At 64.0% G+C, this 15,884-nt stretch carries 15 protein-coding genes; 6 read left to right on the top strand and 9 right to left on the bottom strand.

The genetic code is table 11. The annotated features are described in order from the left end of the window. The first annotated feature begins 220 nt into the window (after positions 1–220). On the top strand, positions 221–1,276 hold the full coding sequence (locus H0I86_RS29845; RefSeq protein ID WP_180923170.1) for an HAD family hydrolase: 1,056 nt from the start codon (positions 221–223) through the stop codon (positions 1,274–1,276). A 156-nt stretch (positions 1,277–1,432) separates the two neighbouring features. Here H0I86_RS29845 and ilvD read toward each other — a convergent pair whose 3' ends face one another. Beyond that, positions 1,433–3,274 (bottom strand): dihydroxy-acid dehydratase, encoded by a 1,842-nt coding sequence (ilvD, locus tag H0I86_RS29840; RefSeq protein ID WP_081359501.1) that lies wholly within the window; start codon positions 3,272–3,274, stop codon positions 1,433–1,435. Positions 3,275–3,584: 310 nt separating this feature from the next. On the opposite strand from ilvD, the gene H0I86_RS29835 reads away from it, so the two are divergent. Further along, a complete protein-coding gene (locus H0I86_RS29835; protein ID WP_180923169.1) occupies positions 3,585–4,148 on the top strand; it encodes a hypothetical protein in 564 nt (187 codons plus the stop codon). Positions 4,149–4,232: 84 nt separating this feature from the next. Here H0I86_RS29835 and H0I86_RS29830 read toward each other — a convergent pair whose 3' ends face one another. After that, on the bottom strand, positions 4,233–5,429 hold the full coding sequence (locus tag H0I86_RS29830; RefSeq protein ID WP_180923168.1) for a class I SAM-dependent rRNA methyltransferase: 1,197 nt from the start codon (positions 5,427–5,429) through the stop codon (positions 4,233–4,235). Between the two features lie 264 nt (positions 5,430–5,693). Between H0I86_RS29830 and H0I86_RS29825 the strand changes: the two genes are divergently transcribed. Together H0I86_RS29825 and mutM are read left to right on the top strand one after the other, a co-directional pair. Next, positions 5,694–6,506, top strand: coding sequence for an HDOD domain-containing protein (locus tag H0I86_RS29825; RefSeq protein WP_164485217.1), 813 nt, complete (start codon positions 5,694–5,696; stop codon positions 6,504–6,506). A 34-nt stretch (positions 6,507–6,540) separates the two neighbouring features. Further along, the gene (mutM, locus tag H0I86_RS29820) at positions 6,541–7,353 is read left to right on the top strand and encodes a bifunctional DNA-formamidopyrimidine glycosylase/DNA-(apurinic or apyrimidinic site) lyase (RefSeq protein ID WP_028683539.1); all 813 of its coding nucleotides are present in this window, start codon (positions 6,541–6,543) and stop codon (positions 7,351–7,353) included. 128 nt (positions 7,354–7,481) lie between these two features. Here the strand turns inward: mutM and H0I86_RS29815 are convergent, their stop codons facing one another. The 5 genes from H0I86_RS29815 to H0I86_RS29795 form a co-directional block, all read right to left on the bottom strand. After that, a complete protein-coding gene (locus H0I86_RS29815; RefSeq protein WP_007921257.1) occupies positions 7,482–7,733 on the bottom strand; it encodes a YfhL family 4Fe-4S dicluster ferredoxin in 252 nt (83 codons plus the stop codon). 158 nt (positions 7,734–7,891) lie between these two features. Next, on the bottom strand, positions 7,892–8,371 hold the full coding sequence (coaD, locus tag H0I86_RS29810) for a pantetheine-phosphate adenylyltransferase (RefSeq protein ID WP_003229157.1): 480 nt from the start codon (positions 8,369–8,371) through the stop codon (positions 7,892–7,894). A 115-nt stretch (positions 8,372–8,486) separates the two neighbouring features. After that, on the bottom strand, positions 8,487–10,082 hold the full coding sequence (locus H0I86_RS29805; protein WP_180923167.1) for a GMC family oxidoreductase: 1,596 nt from the start codon (positions 10,080–10,082) through the stop codon (positions 8,487–8,489). Positions 10,083–10,195: 113 nt separating this feature from the next. Then, positions 10,196–10,741 carry a twin-arginine translocation pathway signal protein gene (locus H0I86_RS29800; protein ID WP_180923166.1) on the bottom strand — a complete coding sequence of 182 codons (546 nt, stop codon included), beginning with the start codon at positions 10,739–10,741 and terminating at the stop codon, positions 10,196–10,198. Positions 10,742–10,768: 27 nt separating this feature from the next. Next, entirely contained in the window at positions 10,769–12,199 is a 1,431-nt protein-coding gene (locus H0I86_RS29795) for a coniferyl aldehyde dehydrogenase (protein WP_180923165.1), read from the bottom strand. A gap of 145 nt (positions 12,200–12,344) precedes the next feature. On the opposite strand from H0I86_RS29795, the gene H0I86_RS29790 reads away from it, so the two are divergent. Both H0I86_RS29790 and H0I86_RS29785 read left to right on the top strand, forming a co-directional pair. Then, on the top strand, positions 12,345–13,016 hold the full coding sequence (locus tag H0I86_RS29790) for a TetR/AcrR family transcriptional regulator (RefSeq protein ID WP_180923164.1): 672 nt from the start codon (positions 12,345–12,347) through the stop codon (positions 13,014–13,016). Between the two features lie 39 nt (positions 13,017–13,055). Continuing rightward, on the top strand, positions 13,056–13,910 hold the full coding sequence (locus H0I86_RS29785; protein WP_180923163.1) for a sulfurtransferase: 855 nt from the start codon (positions 13,056–13,058) through the stop codon (positions 13,908–13,910). A gap of 121 nt (positions 13,911–14,031) precedes the next feature. Here H0I86_RS29785 and H0I86_RS29780 read toward each other — a convergent pair whose 3' ends face one another. Together H0I86_RS29780 and H0I86_RS29775 are read right to left on the bottom strand one after the other, a co-directional pair. Then, a complete protein-coding gene (locus H0I86_RS29780) occupies positions 14,032–14,865 on the bottom strand; it encodes an AraC family transcriptional regulator (RefSeq protein ID WP_180923162.1) in 834 nt (277 codons plus the stop codon). After that, a complete protein-coding gene (locus tag H0I86_RS29775; protein WP_180923161.1) occupies positions 14,862–15,866 on the bottom strand; it encodes a hydrolase in 1,005 nt (334 codons plus the stop codon). The genes H0I86_RS29780 and H0I86_RS29775 overlap by 4 nt, the downstream gene beginning before the upstream one ends. Positions 15,867–15,884: the final 18 nt, after the last annotated feature.

Raw genomic sequence — 15,884 nt, 5'->3', positions numbered from 1 at the left:
GCCAATCGCTTGTGGCTGCGATTGCGAACCGGCAAGCCTAACAGCTTGATATCTAATGAATTAATATCAAAAACGCATTGAGACTGTCGTTTTTGGAATAAGCCGCTGACGCTCAGGCACATGCCGGTGGCGGAATCAGGACGCGGGCGGTCGCCCACAGGCGAGGATTGTCACAGCGATTTGTTAGCGTCGATCTCTTTAAATCAGGGAGAAAACGCCGATGAAACTCGCTCCGAAATTTCTGGTTGCCGCACTCTGCCTGGGCCTTGCCGGCCAGGTTCTCGCCACCGACTTGAAGCACTGGCCCGCGGACCAGGCCAAGCAACTGGACGCGATGATCGCGGCCAACGCCAACAAGGGTAACTACGCGGTGTTCGACATGGACAACACCAGTTACCGCTACGACCTGGAAGAGTCGCTGCTGCCGTTCATGGAGAACAAGGGCCTGATCACCCGCGAGACCCTCGACCCTTCCCTGAAGCTGATGCCGTTCAAGGACACCGCCGAGCACAAGGAAAGCCTGTTCAGCTATTACTATCGCCTCTGTGAAGTCGACGACATGGTCTGCTACCCCTGGGTCGCGCAGGTGTTCTCCGGCTTCACCCTCAAGGAACTCAAGGGCTATGTCGACGAGCTGATGGCCTCGGGCAAACCGGTGCCGGCCACTTATTTCGAAGGCGACGTGGTCAAGAACACCGAGATCAATCCGCCGAGAATCTTCACCGGCCAGAAAGAGCTGTACAACAAGCTGATGGAGAACGGCATCGAGGTCTATGTGATGACCGCCGCTTCCGAAGAGCTGGTGCGCATGGTCGCCTCCGATCCGAAGTACGGCTACAACGTCAAGCCGCAGAACGTCATCGGCGTGACCACCCTGCTCAAGGACCGCAAGACCGGCGAGCTGACCACCGCGCGCAAGCAGATCACCGCCGGCAAATATGACGAGAAGGCCAACCTCGGCCTGGAACTGACCCCTTACCTGTGGACCCCGGCGACCTGGATGGCCGGCAAGCACGCGGCGATCCTGACCTACATCGATGAGTGGAAAAAACCGGTGCTGGTGGGCGGCGACACCCCGACCAGCGACGGCTACATGCTGTTCCACGATGTCGACGTGGCCAAGGGCGGCATCCACCTGTGGGTCAACCGCAAGGACAAGTACATGGCCCAGATCAACGGCATGATGGCCAAGCACGCCGCGGCCCAGGCCAAGGAAGGACTGCCGGTGACGGCGGACAAGAACTGGGTGATCGTCAAGCCGGAAGACATCCAGTAACGGCGGGTTGAACCCATCGCGGGCAAGCCTCGCTCCTACAGGCTGCATGAGTCCTGTAGGTGTGAGGCTTGGCCCGCGACGGGCCTCGCAGAGGCCGATCTCCAGGCAAAAAAATGCCCCGCGCTTGGCGGGGCATTTTCATTCAGCAGCTAGCAATCACAGGCCGTCGAGCAGTGCCTTGTTGCGCACCGCGCCCTTGTCGGCGCTGGTGGCCAGCAGGGCGTAGGCCTTCAGGGCGGTGGTCACCTTGCGTGGGCGTTTTTCCGCTGGCTTCCAGCCTTTCTTGTCCTGCTCGACACGGCGCGCGGCCAGTTCTTCGTCGCTGACCAACAGGTTGATCGAGCGGTTCGGAATGTCGATCAACACCTTGTCGCCGTCCTGTACCAGGCCGATGGCGCCGCCCGCGGCAGCTTCCGGCGAAGCGTGACCGATGGACAGGCCCGAGGTGCCGCCGGAGAAGCGGCCGTCGGTCAGCAGGGCGCAGGCTTTGCCCAGGCCCTTGGACTTCAGGTAGGAGGTCGGGTAGAGCATTTCCTGCATGCCCGGGCCGCCTTTCGGACCTTCGTAGCGAATGATGACGATGTCGCCTTCCTTCACTTCGTCGGCGAGGATGCCACGCACCGCGCTGTCCTGGCTTTCGAAGATTTTCGCGTTGCCTTCGAAGACGTGGATCGACTCGTCGACGCCGGCGGTCTTCACCACGCAGCCGTCCAGGGCGATGTTGCCGTACAGCACGGCCAGGCCGCCTTCTTTCGAGTAGGCGTGCTCGACGCTGCGGATGCAGCCGTTTTCACGGTCGTCGTCGAGGCTCGGCCAGCGGGTCGACTGGCTGAACGCGGTCTGGGTCGGGATGCCGGCCGGGCCTGCCTTGAAGAAGTGGTGCACCGCTTCGTCGTTGGTCTGGGTGATGTCCCACTTGGCGATGGCTTCTTCCATGCTGCGGCTGTGCACGGTCGGCAGGTCGGTGTGCAGCAGGCCGCCGCGGGCCAGGGAACCGAGGATGCTGAAGATGCCGCCGGCGCGGTGCACGTCTTCCATGTGGTACTTCTGGATGTTCGGCGCCACCTTGCACAGTTGCGGCACGCTGCGGGACAGGCGGTCGATGTCGCGCAGGTCGAAATCGATCTCGGCTTCCTGGGCCGCGGCCAGCAGGTGCAGGATGGTGTTGGTCGAACCGCCCATGGCGATGTCGAGCATCATGGCGTTCTCGAACGCCTTGAAGTTGGCGATGTTGCGCGGCAGCACCGACTCGTCGTTCTCGCCGTAGTAGCGCTTGCACAGCTCGACGATGGTGCGGCCGGCCTGCAGGAACAGCTGCTCGCGGTCGCTGTGGGTGGCCAGGGTCGAACCGTTGCCCGGCAGGGCCAGCCCCAGGGCTTCGGTCAGGCAGTTCATCGAGTTGGCGGTGAACATGCCGGAGCAGGAACCGCAGGTCGGGCAGGCGCTGCGCTCGTACTCGGCGACCTTCTCGTCAGAAGCGCTGGAGTCGGCGGCGATCACCATGGCGTCGACCAGGTCGAGGCCGTGGGAGGCGAGCTTGGTCTTGCCGGCTTCCATCGGGCCGCCGGAGACGAAGATCACCGGGATGTTCAGGCGCAGGGCGGCCATCAGCATGCCGGGGGTGATCTTGTCGCAGTTGGAGATGCAGACGATGGCGTCGGCGCAGTGGGCGTTGACCATGTATTCCACGGAGTCGGCGATGATCTCGCGGCTCGGCAGCGAATACAGCATGCCGTCGTGGCCCATGGCGATGCCGTCATCCACGGCGATGGTGTTGAATTCCTTGGCCACGCCGCCGGCGCGTTCGATTTCGCGGGCGACCAGCTGGCCCAGATCCTTGAGGTGCACGTGGCCCGGTACGAACTGGGTGAAGGAGTTGGCAATGGCGATGATCGGCTTCTTGAAGTCGTCATCTTTCATCCCCGTGGCGCGCCACAGTGCGCGGGCGCCGGCCATGTTGCGGCCGTGGGTGGATGTTTTCGAGCGGTAATCAGGCATGGAGCACTCCGGGCGGCTAATCAGGTAACAAATGGGGAGTGAGCTTCTATTGACCTCTGGAACACTCAGAAATGGCCGTGTGTCCTGAAGCTGCCGATGACGTCGCGGGATCGCCGCGCGCCTCAGCCTGAGCTCATAAACCCGCCGGGGGATGACTGGCGATGAATCTCGCGATTCTACACCGCTGGCGCCAGGAAGGAATGCCGTGGCCGCTCTACGGCGTCGATTGCCTGGATATGGAAATGGGCAGCCGTCGATCAGGGACTGGTTTAGACTCGCCGGCCTTCGATCACCTTCCAATGGAGCTGGAATGTCCGCGACGCTGCGATCCCTGAGGTTTTACTTTTTCGTTGGCCTGGCGCAGGGCCTGCTGCTGATGTGGAGCGTCCTTTATAGCGACTTGCCCGGTGTCGCCATGGCCGCGCTGGCAGTTGCCCTGCTGATGGGCGGCGGGCTGCTGCAATTGCTGGCCGAGCAGCGATGCCAGCCGCGGACCTGGATTGCGATGCTGTTGGTGGCACTGATGGCGGCGGGGTTGGTTTGGGCCTGTCGTGGTTTGCCCTTCACCCTTGGCGTGGGGTTCGGTGTGATGGCCGGCCTGCTGCTGATGACCTTGCTCAGCGCCACACTGTTGCAAGGGCGTGGCGACCTGTGGCGACGGCTGTTCGGGAACGGCGCCTGGGTGCTGCTGGCTTTACCAGTGCCCTGGCTGGTGCAGTGGCTGTTCAAGCTATGGATTCAGCACCGTCACCTCGACCCCTTCAAGAGCGGGTTGCTGTCCCTGGCGTTTTTTGCCGCGCCGACCCTCGCGTTCTCCGGCGCCATGTTCCTCGGCTCTTTATGGCGCGCGCGCCGTCGGGCACAGGTCGCTTGAGCGCTGAGTCTTGGGTGAGGAGAGGGCGGGGACAATCGGCTTGGGCGCCCCTTGCCGCGTGGGGCAAGGGGTGTCCAGTCAGGCTCAGCTGTTAGGCAGCAGGCGGCAGGTGATGCTCTTGATGTAGCGGGTTTCCGGGATGGCCGGGTGTACCGGATGGTCCGGGCCCTGGCCGCCGCGCTCCAGCAGCTGGATATTGCGGTCCAGGTGGCGGGCGCTGGTGAGCAGGATGTTCTGCAGGTCGTCTTCCGGCAGGTGCATCGAGCACGAAGCGCTGACCAGGATGCCGTCCTTGCTGAGCAGGCGCATGGCCTGTTCGTTCAGGCGGCGGTAGGCGCCTTCGCCGTTCTTCAGGTCTTTCTTGCGTTTGATGAAGGCCGGCGGGTCGGCCACGATCACGTCGAAACGCTCTTCGGCGGCCTTGAGTTCTTTCAGGGCCTCGAACACGTCGCCTTCGATGCAGGTGACTTTCTCGGCGATGCCGTTCAATGCGGCGTTGCGTTCAACACCGTCGAGGGCGAAGCCCGAGGCATCGACGCAGAACACTTCGCTGGCACCGAAGGCGCCGGCCTGCACGCCCCAGCCGCCGATGTAGCTGAACAGGTCCAGCACGCGCTTGCCCTTGGCGTAAGGCGCCAGGCGGGCGCGGTTCATGCGGTGGTCGTAGAACCAGCCGGTTTTCTGGCCTTCCATCACCGGGGCCTCGAACTTCACGCCGTTCTCTTCCAGGGCGACCCACTCCGGCACCAGGCCGAACACGGTTTCCACGTAACGGCCCAAGCCTTCGGCATCACGCGCGGCGGAGTCGTTCTTGAACAGGATGCCGCTTGGCTTGAGCACCTGGACCAGGGCGGCGATCACGTCGTCCTTGTGCTGTTCCATGGTTGCCGACGCCAGCTGCACGACGAGGATGTCGCCGAAACGGTCGACCACCAGGCCCGGCAGCAGGTCGGAGTCGCCGTAGACCAGGCGGTAGAACGGCTTGTCGAACAGACGCTCGCGCAGCGACAGGGCCACGTTCAGGCGGTGCACCAGCAGCGACTTGTCCAGCGCCAGCTTGGCGTCGCGCGACAGCAGGCGGGCGCAGATCAGGTTGTTCGGGCTCATGGCGACGACGCCCAGCGGCTTGCCGCCGGCGGCTTCCAGCATTGCCTGGTCGCCTGCCTTGAAGCCGTGGAGTGGGGTGGCGGCTACATCGATTTCGTTGCTGTAGACCCACAGGTGGCCGGCGCGCAGGCGGCGATCGGCGTTGGCTTTGAGGCGCAGGCTTGGCAGGGACATGACGTCGCTCCGGAAAAAAGAGCGGGAGTATAACGTGTTGCGCTCGCCGAGAGGCTGGCGAGTGGATATGCGGTGACAGGGCAGACCCGCCATGGATAACCCGCGCCTGGCCCGGCGTTGCCCCGAGGCGCCTGTTGTAAAGTTCCTTTCGGGTGGCCATGGGCGCCTTTTAAAGGGTTAGAATCGCCGCCTAGTCCAGAGTGCGTATCTATGTCCCAAGAGCTTTCCGCCGAACAGATTCAACAGGCCCTGCAAGGCATCAGCGTGCCGCCCCAACCGCAAATCATGGTGGATTTGCAGATGGAGCAGTACATGCCCGACCCTGACCTGGAAGTGATCGCGCGGCTGATCTCCCAGGACCCGGGCCTTTCCGGCGCCCTGCTGAAAATCGTCAACTCGCCGTATTACGGGCTGAGCAACAAGATCGCCTCGATCCAGCGCGCGGTGAACCTGCTGGGCAGCCGTTCGATCATCAACCTGATCAACGCGCAGTCGATCAAGGGCGAGATGAGCGACGAAACCATCGTTACCCTCAACCGTTTCTGGGACACCGCCCAGGATGTGGCGATGACCTGCCTGACCCTGGCCAAGCGCACCGGCTCGCAAGCGGTCGACGAAGCCTATGCCCTGGGGCTGTTCCACGATTGCGGCGTGCCGCTGATGCTCAAGCGCTTCCCCGACTACATGACGGTGCTGGAAGAGGCCTACGCCAGCGCGGGCCCCGAGAACCGGGTGGTGGATACGGAAAACCGTGTGTTCAATACCAACCACGCGGTGGTCGGTTACTACACGGCCAAGTCCTGGCGCCTGCCGGAGCACGTGACCAACGCCATCGCCAATCACCACAACGCCCTGGCGATCTTCAGCGACGAGTCGTCGCGCAACAGCCAACTGAAGAACCTGCTGGCGATCCTGAAAATGGCCGAGCATATCTGCGCGTCCTACCGGGTGCTGGGCAATCAGGTCGATGATCATGAATGGAACAGCATCGGCCATCTGATCCTCGATTACGTCGGCCTGTCCGACTATGACTTCGAGAACCTCAAGGAAACCGTGCGCGAACTGGGCGCGCACTGATTCCCGACCACGTTATAGAGAACACGAGGCGCACATGCCTGAATTACCGGAAGTCGAAACCACCCGGCGCGGTATCGCGCCGCACCTGGAAGGGCAGCGCGTCAGTCGCGTGATCGTGCGCGACCGGCGCCTGCGCTGGCCGATTCCGGAGGACCTCGATGTGCGCCTGTCCGGCCAGCAGATCGTCAAGGTCGAGCGTCGCGCCAAGTACCTGCTGATCAATGCCGAAGTCGGCACCCTGATCAGTCACCTGGGCATGTCGGGCAACTTGCGCCTGGTAGAGGTCGGCCTGCCGGCGGCCAAGCACGAGCACGTCGACATCGAGCTGGAGTCAGGCCTGGCCCTGCGCTACACCGATCCGCGGCGCTTTGGTGCGATGCTCTGGAGCCTCGACCCGCTCAATCACGAGCTGCTGATCCGCCTGGGGCCGGAGCCGCTGACCGACCTGTTCGACGGCGAGCGCCTGTATCAGCTGTCGCGGGGACGTTCGATGGCGGTCAAGCCGTTCATCATGGACAACGCGGTGGTGGTGGGGGTGGGCAATATCTACGCGACCGAAGCGCTGTTCGCCGCCGGCATCGACCCGCGTCGCGAAGCCAAGGGGATTTCCCGGGCGCGCTACCTGAAGCTGGCGATCGAGATCAAACGCATCCTGGCCGCGGCCATCGAACGCGGCGGCACCACCCTGCGCGACTTTATCGGCGGCGACGGGCAGCCGGGCTATTTCCAGCAGGAACTGTTCGTCTACGGGCGTGGCGGGGAGCACTGCAAGGTCTGTGGCACGGGGCTGCGCGAGATCAAGCTGGGGCAGCGTGCGAGCGTGTTCTGCCCTAAATGCCAGAGCTGATTGCCTGTAGCCGCTGCCGAAGGCTGCGATAGGTCCGCAGGACCTGTGGCGATCTTACTGGCGTCGCGGCCGTTTCGGCCGATCGCAGCCTTCGGCAGCGGCTACGGTCGCAAGTCTCGATGGCTGTGTTATGCCTTGCCGGTGATCTTCCGGTACTTGGCCATCAACTCTTCTTCGGTTTCCGGGTGGGCCTCGTCCAGTGGGATGCAATCCACCGGGCAGACCTGCTGGCACTGCGGCTCGTCATAGTGGCCGACACATTGGGTGCACAGGTTCGGGTCGATCACGTAGATCTCTTCGCCTTGGGAAATCGCGGCGTTCGGGCACTCGGGTTCGCAGACGTCGCAGTTGATGCAATCGTCGGTGATGATCAGGGACATGGGGCACTCCGGCCGGGGCGGCGGGCCCAGGCATTTGAAAAACCAATGGCGCAATTGTGCCGCATTGGCGAGCGCAGTGCACGCGGGGCTCGATGGGAGGGGCGTTTGCAGGTCGGCCGCGCGGGAGCTGGCGTGGGCCGCGCCAGCTCCCGCGGGGGTTATTTCTTGAAGCGCAGGGTCAGGGCGTCGGCCACGGCTGGATGCACGAACTTGCTGATATCACCGCCCAATGCCGCGATTTCCCGGACCAGGGTCGAGGAAATGAATGAATAACGTTCAGACGGCGTGAGGAACAGGCTTTCCACATCCGGCGCCAGTTGGCGGTTCATGTTGGCCAGCTGGAATTCGTATTCGAAGTCCGAAACCGCCCGCAGCCCCCGCAGGAAGACATTGGCGTTCTGCTCCTTGGCGAAATGCGCCAGCAGCGTGGAAAAACCGACGACTTCAACGTTCGGCAGATGCTTGGTGACCTCGCGAGCCAGTTCCACACGCTGTTCCAGGGGAAAAAGCGGGTTTTTCTTCGGGCTGGCGGCGACGGCGATGATCACATGATCGAACAGGCGCGAGGCGCGTTCGACCAGATCGCCATGGCCCTTGGTAATAGGGTCGAAGGTACCTGGGTACAACACTCGGTTCATCGCGTCGTCCTGGCGGGAGTCCGTTGGGGAGTCGGATGGTATCGCAGCCTTTCCGGTCGGCCAAGTCGCCTGTAACGGAAGAAAGCACTATAGACGACGAAAATAAGCGGCGTTTTCACCTGCTTTTCAGCCGTTCGGCCAGGGCCGTGGCCAGTTGCGCGGTCAGGCCGTAGACCGACAATTGCGGGTTGGCACCGATGCTGGTGGGGAACAGCGAACCGTCGTGGATCGACAGATTGGCCAACTGGTGATGCCGGCCCAGGCTGTCGGTGACGGCGTTTTTCGGGTCTTCGCCCATGGCGCAACCGCCCATCACATGGGCGCTGCCCAGGCGGGTGCGGTACAGCGCAAGGTTCAGGCTGTCGATCAGGGTCTTGGCCTCGGCCAGGGTCTTCACGTAGCGGGCATCGCTGTGCATCGGCATGACCGCCTTGGCGCCGCCGGCGAACTGGATCTCCGCCATGCTGTGAAAGGCCCGGCGCACGCCGTCCCAGGCGTAGTCCGAGACCTGATAGTCGAGCACCGGCGAACCGTCGCCGCGCAGTTCTACGCTGCCGCCGCTGCTGTCCGGGTGAAAACCGTCGCGCAGCAGCGCGAGCATGGCGTGGGTGTGGGGCAATTGCTGCATGTTCAGGGCGCTTTGCAGGCCGAAACCGCCGAGCAGGGTGGCGGCCAGTGCCGGTTGCAGCGGCGGCACCTCGAGTTTGTAGGACATCTTGCCGGTGGCGCCGTCCTGCCACTGGAAATGATCGGAATAGATCGACTGCGGCGCGCCGTAGAAGGGGTTGATCACCTGGTCGAACTGCCCGGCGGAGAAGTTCACCAGGTGCAGGAAGGTGCGTTTGCCCAGGCGCTTGTGCGGGTCGGCCGCGTCGGAGCGCAGCAGCAGGGCCGGGCTGTTGATGCCGCCGCCGGCCAGCACGTAGTGCCGGGCCTTGACCTTGATGATGCGCCCGGTGGGCGCCACGCAGCGTTCGTCCATGGCCAGGCAGAGCAGGCTTTCGACCTGGTCGCCCTTGATTTGCAGGCGCTCGGCGCGGGCCAGGTACAGCAGTTCGCCGCCTTTTTCCAGGGTCGCGGGAATGGTGGTAACCATCATCGACTGCTTGGCGTTGGTCGGGCAGCCCATGCCGCAATAGCCGAGGTTCCAGCAGCCGCGCACGTTGCGCGGGATCACGTGCCAGCTGTAGCCGAGCTTCTCGCAGCCGAGCCTGATCACGTCGTTGTTGGCGTTGGGCGGCATGACCCACGGAGCGACCCCCAGGCGCTGCTCCATTTTTTCGAACCAGGGCGCCATCTCGACCGGGCTGTGGCCCTTGACGTCGTGTTCCTTGGCCCAGTGCTCCAGGGTCAGGTCGGGGGTACGGAAGCTGGACGTCCAGTTGATCAGGGTGGTGCCGCCGACCGCACGGCCTTGCAGGATGGTGATGGCGCCGTCCTTGCTCATGCGGCCGATGCCTTCCTGATAGAGGCTGGCGTAGGCCTGGTCCTCGAGCATCTTGAAGTCGTCGCTGGTCTTGAGCGGCCCTTCTTCGATCAGCAGCACCTTGTAGCCGGCGGCGCTGAGGATCTCGGCGCTGGTGCCGCCGCCCGCGCCGCTGCCGATGATGGCGACATCCGCTTCGAGGGTCAGGTCCTCCTGCAATTGCGAGCCGTTGTAGGTTTTCCAGCCTCGGGCCAGGCCTTCGCGAAACAGATCGGGTACGGGCATATCAGGCGCTCTCTTGTTGTTCTGCATTTCTGTAGCCGCTGCCGCAGGCTGCGATCGACTGCAAAGCAAGCCCCTGCGGGGCTTATCGCAGCCTGCGGCAGCGGCTACGGGTATCAGATCTTGGGCGGCCCGGGATAACCGCAATGGGCCCAGGATTCGGCGCGGCTGTACCAGGCCATCATCACCAGTTGCAGCAGGGACGCGTGGCCCATGCGCAGCAGGCTGAGGGAGCTGTTTTCCCAGCGTTCGAGAAAGTGCCGGATGTCTTCGGCGCTGGCGTTTTCCCAACTGCCCCAGATGCCGGTCAGGGGGCCACGGGTGATGCCCATGCCCAGCACGTCGAACAGCTGGCGGGTGAGCTTGAGCATCTCCGGCGACAGGTGGTCGAGGCTGTGATCCAGGCTTTTCAGGGTGGCGTCGAGCGCCGCCGGCAGCTTCTCGGCGGCCACGGCGCCGTCGAGCATGACCGGGATCAGCGCCCGCAGCACCGGCAGGTCGCTGCTGCGCAATGCGGCAAAGCCGCTGGCCGCGGTGCCGGACGAGCAGCCGCTGAGGCTGGCGCCGAGGCCGGCAGTGGTCAGGAACGCGCTGGCGCACAGGCCGATTTTCAACAGGCCACGGCGCGACAGTGTGGGTGCTGCAGGCAGGCTGGGGGGCATTATTGTTAGTACCCGGCAATGGTCTGGTTAGCGGATGAACAGCTTCTGGATCAGCTTCTGGATCGGTTTGCCATAGGGCGGGTAGATCAGCCGAGCGGCATTCAGGCGCTGCTTGCTCAGCACACCCTTGGCCTTGCTGAAGGTCAGGAAACCTTCGTGACCGTGGTAATGGCCCATGCCCGAGTGGCCGATGCCGCCGAACGGCATGTCGTCCTGGGCGACGTGCAGCAGGGTGTCGTTGAGGCAGACCCCGCCCGAGTGGGTTTCGTTGAGCACCCGTTCCTGCTCGGCCTTGTTGTAGCCGAAGTAGTAGAGCGCCAGGGGGCGAGGGCGCTGGTTGATATAGGCGAAGGCCTGGTCCAGGCCGGTGTAGGGCACGATCGGCAGGATCGGGCCGAAGATCTCGTCCTGCATCACCGTCATGTCGTCGCTGACATTGAGTATCAGGCTGTGGCCCATGCGCCGCTCCTGGTTCTCCTCGAACAGCGGGATCAGCAGCGCACCCTTGCTGGTGGCGTCGCTGATGTAGCTGTTCAGGCGCGCGAGTTGTCGCGGATTGATGATCGCGGTGTAGTCGGGGTTGTCGACCAGGGTCGGGAAGAAACCCCGGACCACCTGGCGATAGGCGTCGACGAAGGCGCCGACGCGGTGTTCCGGGACCAGTACGTAGTCCGGGGCGACGCAGGTCTGGCCGGCGTTCATGGTCTTGCCGAAGGCGATGCGTTCGGCGGCGTCCTTGAGCGGCACGTCGTCGGAAACGATGGCCGGGGACTTGCCGCCCAGCTCCAGGGTCACCGGGGTCAGGTTTTCCGCCGCGGCGCGCATCACGTGCTTGCCGATGCTGGTGGCGCCGGTGAACAGCAGGTGATCGAAAGGCAGCCGGGAGAAGGCCACGCCCACGTCGGCTTCGCCCAGCACCACGGCGACCAGGTCCTCGGGGAACGCCTTGGCCAGCAGGCGCTTGAGTAACAGGCCGGTGGCGGGGGTCGATTCGCTGAGCTTGAGCAATACCCGGTTGCCGGCGGCGAGCGCGCCGACCAGCGGGCCGATGGCCAGGAACAGTGGGTAGTTCCACGGCACGATCACCCCGACCACGCCCAGCGGCTGGTAGACGACCTTGGCCGAGGCCGGTTGGAAGGCCACGCCGACCTTGCGCCTGGAAGGTTTCATCCAGCCCTTGAGGTGTTTGCTGGCGTAGTGGATGCCCTGCAGGCTGGGCATGATTTCGGCGAGCAGGGTTTCGTCGGCGCTGCGATGGCTGAAATCTTCGCTGATGGCATCGATCAGGGCCTGGCGTTCGCTGTCGAGCAGGTCGCGCAGGCTCTTGAGCCATTGCTGGCGCTGGGCGGCCGGTGGCATGGGGTTGGCCGCGAAGGCCTGGCGCTGAACAGCGAACAGACGGTGGAGCTCATCCAGTTGCTGGTGGGCTTCCGGCAAGTAGGCGATTTCGGCAGACATGGGCGGCTCCGGTTTTTGTGGGTGGGAGATTTTTAGAGTTTATACTCTAAAATGTCAAATGAGATCCCGGGCCAGCTTTGATTTATCCCATCGGGGATAGGTCGTAAGATGCCGGGCAATGCCTTCTCGATTAAAGCCCACGCTCATGGCCCCACGCATAAAAACCCGCGAACGTATCGTCCAGAACAGCCTGGAGCTGTTCAACCAGCAAGGCGAACGCAGTGTCAGCACCAACCATATTGCCGCCCACATGGAGATTTCGCCGGGCAACCTGTATTACCACTTCCCCAACAAGCAGGCGATCATCGCCGTGCTGTTCTGCGAGTACGAAGCCCTGGTCGACAGCTTCCTGCGCCTGCCCCAGGGCCGCAGCGTGACCGTGGAGGACAAGCGCTATTACCTGCAGGAACTGCTGGCCGCCATGTGGCGTTATCGCTTCCTGCACCGCGACCTGGAACACCTGCTCGACAGCGACGCCGAACTGGCCGCCCGTTACCGGCGTTTCTCCCAGCGCTGCCTGATCCACGGCACGGCGATCTACGAAGGTTTCGTCGAAGCCGGCATCCTGCGGATGGACAAGGTGCAGATCGAGTCCCTGACCCTCAATGCCTGGATCATCCTTACCTCCTGGGTGCGTTTTTTGTGTACCACCCGGGAAAACTCCGCGCACCTGAGCGAAGAAGCCATCAAGCGCGGCGTGTACCAGGTGCTGGTGCTGGAGGCTGGATTTGTCACCGACCCTGCCCGGGAGGCGGTCGACGCGCTATACGACGAGTTTTACGTGCCCCTGGCGCAAGCCCTGGAAGAAGTGCAGTAGGATCTGGATCAAGTCATCGTTCAATTACTGGAGCCCGTCATGCCCATCGCGCAACTGATCAGTCCACAGCAATTGGCCGCTCGCCTGGAGCAGCCCGGGCTGGTGATTCTCGATTGTCGTTTTGCCCTGGAAGACCCGGATTACGGCCAGCGCAGTTATGCCAGCGGGCATCTGGCCGGCGCGCATTTTGCCGACCTGGAGCGCGATCTCAGTGGCCGGGTGGTCAAGGGCGTGACCGGGCGTCATCCGCTGCCCGAACCGGCGACGCTGAACGCGCGCCTGCAGGCCTGGGGCATCGACGCCGATAGCGACATCGTGCTCTACGACGATGGCCCCGGTGCCTATGCCGCCCGCGCCTGGTGGCTGCTGGCCTGGCTGGGCAAGCGCGACGGTGTGTTCATTCTCGATGGCGGCCTGAAAGCCTGGCACGCCGCGGGCCTGCCGTTGAGCCTGGATCCGCCGACCAATGTTCTCGGCCACTTCACGGGCCAGCCCGATAAAACCCTGCTGCTGAGTGCCGAGCAGCTGCAAAAACGCCTCGGCCAGCCGACTCTGACCCTGCTCGATGCCCGCGCCCAGTCACGTTTTCGCGGCGAAGTGGAGCCGATCGATCCGGTGGCCGGGCATATCCCCGGCGCGCAATGCGCGGCTTTCACCGACAACCTGGACAGCGACGGCCGTTTTCTGCCGACCGATCAGCTCAAGAAGCGTTTTGCCGCGAAGCTGGGCGAGCGTTCGCCGACCGAACTGGTGGCGTACTGCGGTTCGGGCGTGACCGCCTGTCACAACCTGTTCGCCCTGTGCCTGGCCGGTTATCCCCTGGGCAAGTTGTATGCCGGCTCCTGGAGCGAATGGATCACCGATCCGCAGCGCGCGGTCGCCACGGGCGACTGAGCCCCCTCACCGTAGGAGCGAAGCTTGCTCGCGATCCAGGCGCTGCGTTGTTTCTGTTGGACCGCATCGGCTGAGACAGTTTTCGCGAGCAAGTTTCGCTTCTACAGGGGCAGGCGTTGTTTCAGAGGGACTGGCGGGCGCTGCGATAGGCCGCCGGCCCTACGCCATAGACCTGCTTGAACTGCCGGCTCAGATGGCTCTGGTCGGAGAACCCCAATTGCGTCGCCACTTCCAGCGGCAGGCAGCCGTCGCGCAGCAGTGCCCGGGCCTGGGCGATGCGCTGTTGCATCAGCCAGGTGTGCGGCGGCATGCCGGTGGCGCGACGGAATACCCGGGCGAAATGGAAGGGCGAGAGATTGACCGCCGCGGCCAGTTCTTCCAGGGACGGCGGAGCGGCCAGCTGTGCTTGCAGCAACTCCTTGGCCTGGACGATCGCCCGGTGTTCCCGCCCGGGTTCGCCCGGCGCCTTGACCCCGGCGTGACGCCGCAGCAGCAAGAGCATCATTTCCCGCCACAGGGTCTGTTGTTGCAGGGCGGTGGCCGGGCTTTCCAGTAATTGATGCAACTGGCAGAAGCCGCTGACCAGATCGGGGTCGCGATACAGCGTGGCGCCGAAGGCCGGCAGGCTGTCGGTGGGCAATTCCAGCTCGCCCAGCATGGCGAGGATCTGTGCGTTGTCCGGATAAAACGCCCGGTACAGCCAGCCGTCCTCGGTGCCTTTGTGGCCGGTGTGCAACTCGTCCGGGTTGATCAGCACCAGGGTGCCGCGCCCCGCCAGGTGCTCGGCGCCGCGATAACGGTAGCGCTGGGCACCGTCCATGATCATGCCGATCACATAGCCGTCATGCACATGGGGCACGAAGCGATGCTCGATATAACGCGCGGCCAGCAACTCCACGCCGGCCAGGGGCGCGGTTTGCCAGAAACGGATCGATTCGCCCCGGCCGCTGTTCATCGCGGCTCGCGCCCCAGGCCGGACAGCCACTGGGGAATGCGCCGTTCCAGGTAATAACCCGGCGTCTTCACCGAACCCTCGACAAAACCGACGTGCCCACCCTTGGCCTGCAGCTCGAAGTGGGTGCTGCTGGACAGCTCGCGGGCTTCCGGCAGGCTGTGGGGGAATATGAAAGGATCGTCCGCGGCCTGGATGATCAGGGTTTGTGTGCGGATTTCCCCAAGGAAATAGCGGCTGGAGGCACGCCGGTAATAGTCCTGGGCGTCGGCAAAGCCATTCAGCGGCGCGGTGACCCGGCCGTCGAAGTCCCAGAAGGTGCGCATTTTTTCCAGCGGCCCGAGCCGCTCCAGCACGGCCAGGCCCTCATGGCGCCCGTCGTGCTGGAACTGGCGCTGCTTGTCCTTGATATAGGCCAGCATCTCGCGGATGAAATGCGCCTGGTAGACCTTGGAAAAGCCCTGGCCGATACGGTCGGCGCACTGGTCCAGGCGAAACGGCACCGACACCGCGACGGCACCTTGCAACTGGCTGGCGCTGCCGCTTTCCCCCAGGTGCTTGAGCAATACATTGCCGCCCAGCGAGTAGCCCACCGCGAACAGCGGGGCCAGCGGGCGCTTGCTGCGCAGGTGGTCGATGGCGGCGGCCAGATCTTCGCTGGCGCCCGAGTGGTAGCTGCGCGGCAGCAGGTTGGGCTCGCCCGAGCAGCCGCGCCAGTTCAGCGCCGCGCTGGCCCAGCCCTGGCTCGCCAGGGCCTTTTGCAGGCCGGCCACGTAAGGCGAGTTGGAGGAACCGGTCAGGCCGTGCAGCACCAGCACCAAGGGCGCGGTGGCGGTGTGCGGGCCGTGCCAGTCGAGATCGAGAAAGTCGCCGTCGTCGAGCCACAGGCGTTCGCGCTGGCGGTCGAGATGAGTGGTCTTGCGCCACAGCGGGCCCCACAGGGTTTGCAGGTGCGGGTTGCCGAGGCCGAAGGCGGGAATGAAGCGATCTGACGGAGTAGGCACGGTGATTCTCGTAGCAGC

The sequence above is a fragment of the Pseudomonas chlororaphis subsp. aurantiaca genome, assembly GCF_013466605.1.
In the GTDB taxonomy this organism is placed as follows: Bacteria; Pseudomonadota; Gammaproteobacteria; order Pseudomonadales; family Pseudomonadaceae; genus Aquipseudomonas; species Aquipseudomonas chlororaphis_I.
This window is presented reverse-complemented; position numbering and strand designations above follow the sequence as displayed.